The organism is Corallococcus sp. AB049A, from assembly GCF_003668885.1.
In the GTDB taxonomy this organism is placed as follows: domain Bacteria; phylum Myxococcota; class Myxococcia; order Myxococcales; family Myxococcaceae; genus Corallococcus; species Corallococcus interemptor.
This window is the reverse complement of record NZ_RAWL01000270.1, coordinates 1-11,851: the sequence shown is the minus strand read 5'-3', so window position 1 is coordinate 11,851 and position 11,851 is coordinate 1. Positions and strand designations below refer to the sequence as shown.

At 71.6% G+C, this 11,851-nt stretch carries 11 protein-coding genes; 5 read left to right on the top strand and 6 right to left on the bottom strand.

Features of this window, described 5'->3' with window-relative positions:
• The first annotated feature begins 110 nt into the window (after window positions 1-110).
• Window positions 111-1,703, top strand: coding sequence for an MBL fold metallo-hydrolase (locus tag D7X55_RS25730; RefSeq protein ID WP_120553126.1), 1,593 nt, complete (start codon window positions 111-113; stop codon window positions 1,701-1,703).
• On the opposite strand, the gene D7X55_RS25725 is transcribed toward D7X55_RS25730, so the two are convergent.
• Together D7X55_RS25725 and D7X55_RS25720 are read right to left on the bottom strand one after the other, a co-directional pair.
• Window positions 1,658-2,695, bottom strand: a complete 1,038-nt coding sequence (locus D7X55_RS25725; RefSeq protein WP_121771552.1) for a hypothetical protein — start codon at window positions 2,693-2,695, stop codon at window positions 1,658-1,660. The genes D7X55_RS25730 and D7X55_RS25725 overlap by 46 nt on opposite strands.
• A gap of 35 nt (window positions 2,696-2,730) precedes the next feature.
• Window positions 2,731-3,348 carry a hypothetical protein gene (locus D7X55_RS25720; RefSeq protein ID WP_121724465.1) on the bottom strand — a complete coding sequence of 206 codons (618 nt, stop codon included), beginning with the start codon at window positions 3,346-3,348 and terminating at the stop codon, window positions 2,731-2,733.
• A gap of 206 nt (window positions 3,349-3,554) precedes the next feature.
• On the opposite strand from D7X55_RS25720, the gene D7X55_RS25715 reads away from it, so the two are divergent.
• Both D7X55_RS25715 and D7X55_RS25710 read left to right on the top strand, forming a co-directional pair.
• Window positions 3,555-4,373 carry a methylase gene (locus D7X55_RS25715; RefSeq protein WP_120553123.1) on the top strand — a complete coding sequence of 273 codons (819 nt, stop codon included), beginning with the start codon at window positions 3,555-3,557 and terminating at the stop codon, window positions 4,371-4,373.
• Between the two features lie 300 nt (window positions 4,374-4,673).
• On the top strand, window positions 4,674-5,993 hold the full coding sequence (locus D7X55_RS25710) for a carbamoyl-phosphate synthase (protein ID WP_199747141.1): 1,320 nt from the start codon (window positions 4,674-4,676) through the stop codon (window positions 5,991-5,993).
• Between the two features lie 7 nt (window positions 5,994-6,000).
• On the opposite strand, the gene D7X55_RS25705 is transcribed toward D7X55_RS25710, so the two are convergent.
• The 3 genes from D7X55_RS25705 to D7X55_RS43530 form a co-directional block, all read right to left on the bottom strand.
• On the bottom strand, window positions 6,001-7,446 hold the full coding sequence (locus D7X55_RS25705) for a pyridoxal-dependent decarboxylase (RefSeq protein WP_120552961.1): 1,446 nt from the start codon (window positions 7,444-7,446) through the stop codon (window positions 6,001-6,003).
• A gap of 26 nt (window positions 7,447-7,472) precedes the next feature.
• Window positions 7,473-8,324, bottom strand: coding sequence for a glycosyltransferase family 2 protein (locus D7X55_RS25700; protein WP_120552960.1), 852 nt, complete (start codon window positions 8,322-8,324; stop codon window positions 7,473-7,475).
• Between the two features lie 243 nt (window positions 8,325-8,567).
• The gene (locus D7X55_RS43530) at window positions 8,568-8,738 is read right to left on the bottom strand and encodes a hypothetical protein (protein ID WP_158616340.1); all 171 of its coding nucleotides are present in this window, start codon (window positions 8,736-8,738) and stop codon (window positions 8,568-8,570) included.
• A 177-nt stretch (window positions 8,739-8,915) separates the two neighbouring features.
• On the opposite strand from D7X55_RS43530, the gene D7X55_RS25695 reads away from it, so the two are divergent.
• Complete coding sequence (locus tag D7X55_RS25695; RefSeq protein ID WP_120552959.1) at window positions 8,916-9,716, top strand: arginyltransferase; 801 nt, start codon at window positions 8,916-8,918, stop codon at window positions 9,714-9,716.
• On the opposite strand, the gene D7X55_RS25690 is transcribed toward D7X55_RS25695, so the two are convergent.
• Entirely contained in the window at window positions 9,703-10,602 is a 900-nt protein-coding gene (locus D7X55_RS25690) for an alpha/beta hydrolase (protein ID WP_120552958.1), read from the bottom strand. The two genes, D7X55_RS25695 and D7X55_RS25690, sit on opposite strands and share 14 nt — an antisense overlap.
• A 317-nt stretch (window positions 10,603-10,919) precedes the next feature.
• Between D7X55_RS25690 and D7X55_RS25685 the strand changes: the two genes are divergently transcribed.
• Window positions 10,920-11,851 (top strand): glycosyltransferase (locus D7X55_RS25685; RefSeq protein WP_147470208.1); only part of this gene is annotated, 932 nt, incomplete at its 3' end.

The following is an 11,851-nucleotide window of genomic DNA, read 5'->3' as shown; positions in this document are numbered from 1 at the left end:
GGCCATGGGTGCGCGGGAGGGTAGCGGCCTCCCCGGGGCGCCCACAACCCGCGACATCGCGGGCGTGCAAGCCCTTGCGAAGGGCAGGGCGCCATGCGACGTCGCACGCCATGCGATTCACCCTGCACCGCGGCGTCAGCCTGGCCGTCCTCGCCTCCGCCCGCACGGAGGCCGACCACCACGAGGACCTGGGGTGCAGCATCCAGGGGCCGACCGCTCGCCCGGTGCGCCGCGCGCAGGTGCCGCTCAAGCGCCACATCGCCGCGCTGGGCCGCGAGGGCGCGCTGCGCGAGGCGGACGCGCTCATCCACTGGCTGGAGGACACGCCCCGCTACGCCGCGCTCTGCCAGGGCACGAAGCGGCGCATGGGCCGGCGCGTGCTGCGCCAGGACATCCTCTTCCCGGATCCGCTGCTCCACCGCCCGCGCGTGCTGCACCTGCGCCAGGGCTCGCTGGGGCTGGATGTTCCGGTGCGCGCGAAGGACTGGCCGGCGGTGGCGGACCTGTTCGCGTCGCTCGCCCGGGGTGCGACGCGGGAGGACCTGCGCGCGCTGGGCACCGTGCCCGTCGTGGGCGAGCTGCTGGGCGACCTGTCACAGGCGGGGTGGCTGGTGCGCCACACGGGACCGGTGGACGTGCCGGGGCCGGGGGCCCTCTTCGTGGGGCACAACACGGTGCTGGTGTCGGGCAGGGAAGGGCGCGTGCTGGTGGATCCGTACTTCCGCCCCACGGGCGAGGTGGACCTGCCCGGCTACGGCTCCCTGCAGGCGGGGGACCTGGGCCGGGTGGACGCGGTGGTCATCACCCATTCGCACGGGGACCACTTCCACCTGGGCTCGCTGCTGCCCCTGCCTCGCGACACGCGCATCTTCGTGCCGGCGGTGGCGCGCGAGAGCCTCTTCTCCACGGACTGCGCGCTGCGGCTGAAGCAGCTGGGCTTCAGCCGCGTGGAGCCCCTGCGCTGGGGCGAGTCACGGCAGGTGGGCGACGTGACGGTGCACGCGCTGCCCTTCCACGGCGAGCAGCCCACTGACGGCGAGGGGCCCCACGCGGACCTCTACAACGAGGGCAACACGTGGCTCGTGCGCTCGAAGGACTTCTCCGCCGCCTTCTTCGCGGACGCGGGCCATGACGTGCGCGGGGACATGGCCGCGGTGTGCCGCCGCGTGCGCAAGCAGCAGGGGCCGGTGGACGTGCTCTTCTGCGGCGTGCGCGGCTTCCGGCTGCCGCCCATCTTCTTCGGCTTCACCACGCTGGATGCGTTCCTGGTCAACGTGCCGCGCGACGCGCTCACCACGCCGCAGCGCTTGATGGCGGGCCCGGAGGAGGCGCTGCGCTACGGCGCGCTCCTGGGCGCGCGCTACGTGGTGCCCTGCGCGGACGGCGGCGCCCCCTGGTACTGGCGCGAGGGCATGGGCCCCCGCTACGCCGGCTATCCGGGCGAGCCCGTGGAGGGCGCGAGCAACATGGACGAGAACCCGGACGCGGATCCGTATCCGGAGCGGCTGGCGCAGGTGCGCAAGGAGCAGGGCGAGGGGCCCGAGGCGCTCCTCCTGCGGCCCGGCGAGGCCCTGCGCTGGCGCGGCGTCCGGAAGCCGGAGGTGCTGGGCACGCCGGGCTTCGAGTGGCCGTTCGGCAACTGGCGCGAGGCCGCGCCTCAGCCGCGTAAAGCTTCGCGGTCCCGCCAGAGGAAGACGAGGTAGAGCGCGGCCAGCGCGGCGAGGCACGCGAGCCCCACGTTCACGTTCCAGTGGATGACACGGCTGACGTTCCAGCCGTACGTGTCCACCAGGGCGCTGGGGTCGCTGAGGCCCGCGCCCTCGACGCGGCCGAAGGGGATGCGGTCCACGTTGGTGCGCGCGCCCCACCACATCTCGAAGCTGTCCATGAGCGCTGAAGCGCCAATGACGACGAAGCCCCAGCGCAGCTGATGCCGGTGGAGGTAGTGGCCCCTCGGCACGAAGAACGTGGCCATCAGCGCGGTTCCCAGCACCATCCGGCCCGCGTCGCCGCCGAAGTAGATGAGGGCCTGGGCCTGATCATGGTCGAGGCCGAACCTGCCCGCCCCGAGCGCCGCGAGCAGCACCGCGCCCACGCCCATCCACGCCCACCGGCGGCGCTTCCAGCCCTGCCACACGAGCGCGCCCAGGAGGCCCGACAGCAGCAGGACCATGAACGTCGAGCGCTCCGGCGACACGTGGGTCACCCACAGCGTGGGCGTGGCGCTGTAGCCGCAGAACCAGGCGGTGACGGCGTGCCCCAGCTCATGCACCGGCATGGTGAGGAAGGTGCGCAGCAGCATGTGGAAGAGGGGAGACTGGACCGCGAACCACGCGCCCACCAGCGCCACGGGGAGCACCGCCAGCCGCAGCCGCGCCTCCAGGGCGCCGTCGCCCAGCGCCTCTCCCGGGTGGAAGGTGATGCCCTCCGCGGAAGGCTCCGGCACGGCCTGCGCCGCGGCCAGGGGCGACACGAAGGTGGGGACGCTGTGGGCCTCCAGGGCCTCACGCAGCGCGGCCCGCTGGTCCTCGGCCTCTCGCTGCGCGGCCTCGCGGGCCTCGCGGTCGCGGGCTTCGGCCTGTTGGGCGGCGAAGCGCGCTTCGGCTCGCAGGTAGATGACGCCGCAGGCCGGACACTCGGGCCCGTCCACGCGGGGGGCGCCACAGCGGGGACAGGAGGCGGATGGGAGGCTCACGGTCCGCACACTCTAGGGGCGCCGGGAGCGCGGGACTAGAAGCCGTAGTCGCTGCTGTAGTCCGTGCCGAACAGGTCGATGCCCGTGACGCCCCACGAGTGCACGATGACGACGATGATCGTCTTGCGGAAGCGCGTGAGGTTCCAGTCGTTGATGGTCTGCTGCTGGATGCCCACGCTCATCGGCGAGCCGTAGCGCGCGGACTTCACCGCCGAGGGGAAGGTCTCGATGACCGTCGCGCGCTGCGCGACCTCCTTGCCGTCCTTGTCGATGAGGGTGGCGATGGCCTTGTACCTGCCCACCTGGATGTCTTCCTTGTTGGCGCGGACGTTCACCCGGTAGTGGCCCGCGGGGATGCCGGCCTCCTCGGAGTCGATGTAGACGAACGCCGCGTCCACGCCCTTCTCGTAGTCCGTGGCGGGGACCTTGTCGTAGCCCGCGATGCTCGTCGCCACGACGGTGGCCTTGTCCGTCGTGAGGGTGCCGATCTCCTCCTCGTTGAGCGCGACGCCCTGCTCCTTCGCGCCCTGCACCAGTTCGGTCTTGAGCTCGGTGCAGGCGGCCGAGGCGTACCGGGACTCGCCCGCGAAGGCGGAGCCGGAGAGGAGGAGGGCGGCAACGAGGGAGGAACGCACGAAACGGGAAGTGATCATGGGGGACGGGGAACCAATCTCCAGGAGGGGACCGCGGTCATGGATGCCACGGCAGTGCAGTGGTGATGCCAGGCCCTCACCCGGCCGCGTTCCACCCGGCTTCCGAGGGAAGGCCCTCGGAGGTGACAGGGCTTGAGCGGCGGGCTGCGGCACGCCGGGTTACGCACGAGGCCCGCGGATGACTTTCCGCGCTACAAGTCGTGCCCATGGCTCAGGAGCTGGATACCCGCACCCGGGGGCGGACCGCGCGGGGACGTCTGCGCGCACTGGACGCGTACCTCTGCCAGTTCGAGGCCACGCTCGTCACGCGCGCGGAAGGCCCGTGGGCCCGCGCCGTCTTCGTGGACGTAGGCTTCGGTGAGCACCCGTGGACCACGCTGGAGAGCGCCACCGCCTTGCGCGCGCTGAACCCCGAGCTGGCCATCGTGGGCGTGGAGCTGGACGCAGAGCGCGCCACCGCCGCCGCGCGGGAGCACTCGGACGCGCGCACGCACTTTCGCGAGGGCGGCTTCGCGCTGCCGCTGTCGCCGGACGAACCCGCCCGGCTGGTGCGCGCCATGAACCTGCTGCGCCAGGGGCCCCCGGAGCGCATCCCGGAGGCCCACCGCGCGATGTCGCGGCACCTGCTGCCCGGCGGGCTCCTGGTGGAAGGCTCCTCCGACACGGACGGCGCGGTGCTGGTGGCCCACCTGCTGCGCCGGACGCCGGACCGCGAGTCCCCCACGCGCGAGGGGCTGCTCTTCCACACCGACTTCTCCCGGGGCTTCGCGCCGCTGCTCCTGCGCGACTGGCTGCCTCGCGACCTGCGCCGCCGCGTCCGCCCGGGCGACCCCATGCACGCCTTCTTCCAGGCGTGGGAGGCGGCGTGGAAGGCCGCGCGCGCCCAGGGGCATACGGCGCCCCCGGACGCCTTCGCGGAGTCCGCCGTGCGGCTCGCGGGCATGACTCCAGGGGTCGCCACCGACGCGTGGCTCCTGACCCGGGGATGCCTGCGGTGGACCCCGCCTGGGGGCACTCCGGAGTGAGCCTGCCTACCCCTTGGGGATCCAATCGTTCAGGGGCCGGTCCCAAGCGTCGCCGGAAAAGGTATTCTGTCGCGAATTGAGCTTCCGGCGGCCCCCCGAATCGCCAGAGGCAGACGGCTCGACATGAACAGGCACCTTCTGACGCTTCTCACCGCGGGGCTGATGGCCAGCACCGCGGCCGCCGGTCCGTCGACCCCTGACCTCGGGGGCGCCCGCCCTTCGCAGCGCCCCCGCCGCCAATCCCGCCGTTCTCCCTCGCGCGCCCGCCGCGAGGCCGACCCCGCGAACCTGGAGCATGAGATGGAACAGGCCGCCTACTCCGATGAGGCCCCCGCGGCCGCCATCGCTGCCCGGCCCCCCGCGTTGCTGTTCTCCGCCAACTTCTACGGCACCCTGGCCGCCGCCCGCTGTCTGGGCCGCCACGGCGTGGACGTGACGGTGGCGGACACCGGCCGGCTGGGGCCGGCCAGCTATTCGCGCTTCGTCAGCCGCCGGGTGCAGTGCCCGCCGGAGTCCCAGCCGGAGGCCTTCCTCCAGTGGCTGGTGGACTTCGGCCTGCGCGAGCCCGTGAAGCACGTGCTCTACCCGACGAGCGACGAGCTGGCGTGGCTCATCTCCGCGCACCGCTCCAAGCTGGAGGACCTCTTCCACCTCTACGACCCGGGCGTGGACGCGGTGTACGGCCTGCTCAACAAGCGCCGGCTCTACGAAGTGGGCACGGAGGTGGGCCTGCACCTGCCGCGCACCTGGTTCCCCCAGTCCGAGGAGGACCTGGAGCAGGTGCGCCGCGAGGCGCGCTTCCCGGTGCTGCTCAAGCCCACCACGCAGATCCTCCACGCCACGCACCGCAAGGGGCAGCCGGTGGCGTCGCCGGAGGACCTGGCGCGCGAGTACCGCGAGTTCGCGCGCGACACGTACGCGCCCATGCTCGTGAAGTTCGACCCGGCCGTGGTGAACCCCATGGTGCAGGAGTTCCACCCGGAGGCGGCGGAGGGCATCTACAGCCTCTCCGGCTTCGTGGACGAGTCCGGCGAGCTCTTTGAAGCGCGCGCCGCGATGAAGGTCCTCCAGCGCCCGCGCCGCCTGGGCGTGGGCGTGTGCTTCGAGTCCGCGCCGCTGCGCCCGGACCTCGTCGCCGGCCTCACCCGGCTGTGCAAGAAGCTGGGCTACCACGGCGTCTTCGAGGTGGAGTTCATCCAGACGAAGGACTCGTACCTCCTCATCGACTTCAACCCGCGCTTCTACGGGCAGATGGGCTTCGACATCGCGCGGGGGCTGCCCCTGCCGCTGCTCGCGTACCACGCGGCCACCAGGGACCGGGACGCGCTCAAGCGCGCGGTGGAGGACGCTCGCGACGCCGCGGCGGCGCACGAGGACGCGGTGTTCTGCAACCGCATCGCGCTGGAGATGCTGCTCAACCTCCAGCGGCTGTCCGGCGCGCTGCCGGCGGACGAGGCCCGCCAGTGGCGCCAGTGGTTCAACACCCACAAGGCGACGGCGGTGGATCCGCTCATCGACCGGGACGACATGATGCCCGCGGCGGTGGAGCTGGCGACCATCTCCTACGGCGCCGCGCGCCACCCCCGCGCCTTTCTGCGGATGATGGTCTTCAACCGCTAGCCGGGCTTCACCCCGCGGCGCGGGACGCCGGAGGCACTGGATCATCGAAGGTGATCAGGTCCTCGTGCGTCTCCGCCCGGCGCAGCCGCCGCACCTTCCCGCCCTCCACGCCCACGATGGCCGGCTGCGGGAAGGAGAAGGACGTGCCGAAGGGCACGAAGTACGCGCCCGCGTCCATGATGGCCAGCGTGTCGCCCACCTTCAGCTCCGGCAGCCGCACCGCGTGGTACAGCGTGTCCGCCGGGGTGCAGATGGGGCCCACCACCGTGTACGCGCGGTGCGCGGGCGCGGACGGGCGCTCGACGTGGAAGAGCTGGTGGTACTCGTTGCGCACGCATTCGGCGTGGTTGATACCCATGTCCAGCACCGCCCACGTCCGCTCGCCGCCCTCCTTGAGCGCGTGCACGCGGCCCAGCAGGAGCTGCGTGTTGCCCGTCATCGCGCGGCCCGGCTCCAGGAAGATGCGCGGGCGCTTGCGGCCCTGCTTCGCGTAGTGCGCCTCCACCTGGGACACCACCTTCGCCACGTACCGCTCGATGGAGAGCGCCGCCGCGGGGTCCGGCGCGGGCAGGTCGCGCTGGAAGGTGAGGTTGAGCCGCCAGTCGCGCTGCTCGATGTGCTCCACCGTCGGCGTGCAGAGGCTGCCGCCCAGGTCCAGCACCTCCAGGTCCAACCCCAGCTCGCGGTGCAGCTCGTCCGCGAAGTCCAGCACCCCGCCGACGAAGCCCTCCAGCTCCGCTTCGGTGCGGATCAGCTCACCCCGGTGCGCGTGCAGGCCCACCACGTCCAGGTTGCCCAGGGCGAGCGCCTGCCGGTACGCCGCCATCGCCTGGCCTCCCGCGATGGGCGTGCCGAACTGCGACGTCCAGCCCGACATCGTCGTCACCCGCACGGCCACGCGCGGGCGCTTGCCCACTTCCGCCGCGTGGCGTGAGAAGACGTCCAATTCCTCGCGGTGGTTCGCGGCCAGCAGGCCGATGCCCCGGGTGATGGACTCGCGGATGGACGCGTCCGACTTCACCGGGCCGTTGTAGACGATGCGCTCCGGCGCCACGCCCAGCTTGAGCGCGAGCCACAGCTCATAGGCGGAAATCACTTCCGCGCCCACGCCGCGCGCGTGCAGCGCGGACAGCACCCCCGGAATGGGGTTGGTCTTGTACGAGTAGTACACCTCGCAGCCGCCCGCCGCGCCCGGGGGCACCGCCTGGAACGCGTCCGCGTTGCGGTGCAGCGCCGCCAGGTGCACCACGTGCAGCGGCGAGCCGTACTCGCTGACGAGCTTCGACAGCGACACGCCCTCCAGGAAGAGGCCCTCGCCGGCGCGCGACTCCAGGCCCCACGTCTGCGGGGGGAGGAAGGCGCGCGCGGGGGCCATCGCGCGCTGCATGACGGGGCCCAGGGTCTGCTTCAACTGGCGCTTGGCGGTTCCAACGAGACGACGACGCAGGCTCACGGGGAGAGGCCCTTTCAGGAAACGCTTCAAGGCAGCTTCAGGGGGAGGTAGCGCGTGAGGCCGAAGCGGCCCTTCAGCGCGCGCGTGGCCATCTGCAGGAGCCGGTACTCCAGCTCGCCGTGCTCGCGCCGGTACTTGTTGTGGATGATGGCGTTGGACTCCGCCACGGACTTCTCCACCTTCGCGCCCGTCTTGCCCAGGTCGTTCATCAGGGACGGCTTGCCCACGCGGTAGTTGAGGATGGGCCGGTTCACGTAGACGTGGCCGTAGCGGCGGATGCCGCGCATGTAGAAGTCCACGTCCTCGTAGACGGGGATGTTCGGGTCGAACCCGCCCAGGGGCTGGAAGTATTCGCGGCGCACCATGCACGCGGAGTTCACGTACAGCGTGCCCAGGAACAGGATGTGCGCCACCGTCCACGCGCTGCTGGGCGTGGTGGCCCCCACCTTCGCCACGCGCTCGAAGTAGCTGCTCTTGTCCTCCAGCCACTCGGGGTCCTCGCTGAAGGGCACCACCCAGCCCACCGCGACGCCCGCGTCCGGCCGCGCGTCCAGCGCCGTCACCATGGCCTTGAGCGCGCCCTCCGCGAGCGTGTCGTCGTCATCCAGGAAGTGCAGGTAGCGGCCCTTCGCCAGCGTGGCGCCGTGGTTGCGCACCAGCGCGGGGCGGCCCTTGGATGGCACCTCCTGCTTGAAGTAGCGCACGCGCGCATCGCCCATGCCCTGCACCGCGTCGCGGGCGGTGCCCTCCGGCGAGTCGTCCAGGACGATGACCTCCACCTGGACGCCTTCTTGACGCAGCGCGGAGTGGATGGCCTCCACCACTTCCTTCTCGCGCTTGTACGTGGGCATCACCACCGAGACGTCGACTGAGGACATAGGCCCCGGTTTATACCGGTGGCGCCCCACGACTGAGAAGCCAGCGGGACCGCCGCCACGCCTGGGGCAGGGAGCCCCCGCCCTGTGTCCGGTGTTACCCGCCCGCTGTCCGGGGAAGCGAACGCGGGCGCGGCCTTCGCGGTTTCTCTGAAGTTTCTACGGCCCCTTCAGGGGGCGGACCGGAAAAATCTGCGCGGGATCGCGACAGATTTGCCGCACCGTGGCCGCCTGCCCGCGTGCTTTTCAGTAGCTGGCGACAGCGAAATCGAACGCGTCCAGGTCATCCCCGGCGTCGTCCGCGGCATCGCGGGGGAGGGCGTCGTCCTCCTCGGAGAACGCGTCCCCCAGGAGGAGACCGTCGGTCTCGTCCGGGTCCAGCGGCAGCCATCCAGGGTGCAGTTCCTCGCGGGCCATGTGCGTTCGTCCTCTTCCGCAAGTGGGTACGGCTCCAGCCGGGGACTTGCAGTCGTTGTGCCACTTCTGGATACGGAACGATCGTCGCTCACGGGTCGTTTCCGACGGCGGGTGGGTCGCCGGACGGGCAGGCATGGCTTGACGCGGGGGCCTGGGGCCGACAGGAAGGGAACACCGATGGCCGTCCTGCTGGCACATGAAATCGAAACCCCGCGTCCGTGCAGCTACCTGCCGGAGCGGGAGGCGTCCCTGGAGACGCTGGTGATGCGCAACGTGACGACCGAGGAGTACGAGCACCTGCTGGTGCGCGGGTGGCGCCGCTTCGGCCCGCAGTACTTCCGGCCCGCGTGCGCGTCCTGCAACGAATGCGTGTCCCTGCGCGTGCCGGTGGCGGGCTTCACGCCCAACCGCAGCCAGCGCCGGGCCCGGGCCGCGTGTGCGCACCTGCGCGTGGAGGTGGGCCCGCCGCGCGTGGATGAGGAGCGCCTGGCGCTGTACCGCGCGTGGCACGCGGAGCGGGAGGCGTCGCGTGAATGGGAGTCGTCCGAGCTGGGGGCGCGCGAGTACGCGATCCAGTTCGCCTTCCCGCACCCGTCCGCGCGCGAGGTGGCCTGGTACGACGACAGCGACCCGGCGGGCCCGAAGCTGGTGGGCCTGGGCCTGTGCGACGAGACGCCCCACGCCTGGAGCGCGGTGTACTTCTTCTACGACCCGGCCTACGCGCGGCTGTCCCTGGGCAAGGCCAGCGTCCTGTTCCAGGTGGAGCTGGCGCGCGAGCGGGGCATCCCCTACGTGTACCTGGGCTACCGGGTGCTGGCGTGCGACTCGCTGCGCTACAAGGCCGGCTTCCGTCCGCACGAGCTGCTGGAGGGCCGCCCCGCGCTGGACGCGAAGCCGGAGTGGCGCGCCGCGGCTGACGCGCCAGAGGCCCCGGCTGACGCCCTGGCTGACGCGCCAGAGTCCGTCAGGAGCCGCTGAGCAGCGCCGCGTCGAAGAAGTCGCGCAGGTGGCGCGCGTACTCCTCCGGGGCCTTCTTCGCGTACTCGCCGTGGTGCGCGCCGGGCACGACCCAGTAGGACTTGGGCTCGCACGCGGCCTGGAACAGCGCGTCCTGGAGGAACGCGGGTGCGTACTCGTCGACGTCGCCGTTGATCAGCAGGAGCGGCCGGCCCTTCAGGTCACACAGGTGCTTCATGGGGTCCACCGCGTCCACGTCCACGCCGGACATCCGCAGCGTCCACAGCACCGGCTGCACGCTCAGCGGTCCCCACTTGCCGTAGCTGTAGCGCGTGTCCGCCTCCAGTGACGGGTACGCGCCCGCGGTGGCCACCGCCTTGAGGCGGGGATCCTCCAGCGCCCCGAGCATCGCGGTGGTGCCTCCCATGGAGAAGCCCAGCACGCCCAGCCGGGACGGATCCACGTCGTCCCGCCGGGAGAGGAAGTCCACCGCCGCGCGCAGGTCCTGGCGCTCACGGTCGCCCCACGTCACCAGGTCGCCCTCGCTCTCGCCGTGGCCCCGCGAGTCGAAGAGCAGCACGCCGTAGCCCGCGCGGGAGAGCACCTCCGCTTCGAAGAGCATCTGCGTGCGGTTCTCCGCGAAGCCGTGCATCACCACCACCGCCGCGCGGTTGCGCGACGGCAGGTACCAGCCGCGCAGCGTCAGCCCGTCACGCGTGCGCAGCTCCACGTCCGTGCGCCCCGCGAGCGCGCCCTCCGCGACCGGCTTCAGCGGCTGGCGCGCCGGGTGCAAGACAGCCTGCGCGGTGCGCACGTTGCGGTACGCGATGACGGCCACCACCGCGAGCACGCCCAGCAGGGCGAGCGCGAAGACACGGGCGGGACGGGGACGGATGGGGATTTTCACGAGGATGAATTGTGAGTCTATACCCGGAATCCGGTCCTCGCGTCTGGATGGGATTGGATCCCCTGGAACGGGCTGGACCCGCAGGGTCTCAAGGGATGTTTCAAGACCGCGCTGGAGAGCCACCGGCGCGACGCTGTTCAACTCTCTCCAGAGTGGCGGGCCCGGGTGGCCTCCGCTACCTATCGCAAGGTGCGTGGGTTATTGATCAACGAGCAACGCCAGGGGTGGGCCCGCCGGACGCTTGCGCGCAGGGCGGGAATGTAGAAATCGTTTCTTACCGGGAATCCCAGACATTGGAACTGCAGGCGTTGCAAGAGATGGCGGTTCCGGCAACCGGGCGGCGGCGCGTGTTGTTCACGCTCGTCTTCATGGGGACGGGCGGCATCGAGCGCTCGGTGTGCAATGTGCTGGCGGGCCTGGACCGGACGCGGTTCGAACCCTCGCTGTACTTCCACCATGGGCCGCCGCCGCCGGACACGCGCGGCCGCATCCCCTCGGACGTGCCCATCTCCTGGGGCGTGGGCGTGGAGGCGTACCGGCGCTGGGAGCTGCCGAGGATGTTCTGGCGGCTGTTCCACGAGGCGCGCAAGGCGGACATCATCGTCTCCGGGCAGGAGGGCCGGGCGGCCCTGCTGGCGCGGATGGCGGGTGCCCTCCTGGGCAAGCCGGTGTTGGGGATGGTGCACTTCGACTGGGGGGCCTTCCACCGCGAGCAGCCGAAGCGCCAGCTTTGGGGCCTGAAGGTGCTCTACCCGGGCATGGACCGCATCGTGGCGTGCGGCTACGACTCCGCCAGGGCGTTCGCGGAGCTGGTGAACGTGGACCGCGACCGGCTGGAGGTCATCCCCAACTTCGTGGACGCGGAGCGGATCCGCGCGGCGGCGGACGCTCCCCTGCCCGAGTGGGCGGTGCCGGTGTTCCAGAAGCCGGTGGTCATCGCCGTAGGCCGGCTGGAGCCGCAGAAGTCCTTCGACATGCTCATCCGCGCGCACGCCCGGATGCGGGCGGCCGGGACGGACACCCACCTGCTCATCCTGGGCGTGGGCTCGCAGGAGGCGGAGCTCAAGGCGCTGGTGACGGAACTCGGGGTGGGGGACTCCGTGTTCATGCCAGGCTACGCGGACAACCCGCACGCCCTGATGCGGCGGGCCACGGCGTTCGCCCTGTCCTCGCGCTTTGAAGGGCTGCCCATGGTGCTGCTGGAGGCGCTCGCGCTGGGCTGCCCCATCGTCAGCACGGACTGCCCCTC

Bases quoted from the DNA above. Each gene is read 5' to 3' on its own strand.
- D7X55_RS25730 (WP_120553126.1), top strand. From the start codon at position 111: ATGCGATTCACCCTGCACCGCGGCGTCAGCCTGGCCGTCCTCGCCTCC.
- D7X55_RS25720 (WP_121724465.1), bottom strand. From the start codon at position 3,348: ATGATCACTTCCCGTTTCGTGCGTTCCTCCCTCGTTGCCGCCCTCCTC.
- D7X55_RS25715 (WP_120553123.1), top strand. From the start codon at position 3,555: ATGGCTCAGGAGCTGGATACCCGCACCCGGGGGCGGACCGCGCGGGGA.
- D7X55_RS25710 (WP_199747141.1), top strand. From the start codon at position 4,674: ATGGAACAGGCCGCCTACTCCGATGAGGCCCCCGCGGCCGCCATCGCT.
- D7X55_RS25700 (WP_120552960.1), bottom strand. From the start codon at position 8,324: ATGTCCTCAGTCGACGTCTCGGTGGTGATGCCCACGTACAAGCGCGAG.
- D7X55_RS43530 (WP_158616340.1), bottom strand. From the start codon at position 8,738: ATGGCCCGCGAGGAACTGCACCCTGGATGGCTGCCGCTGGACCCGGAC.
- D7X55_RS25695 (WP_120552959.1), top strand. From the start codon at position 8,916: ATGGCCGTCCTGCTGGCACATGAAATCGAAACCCCGCGTCCGTGCAGC.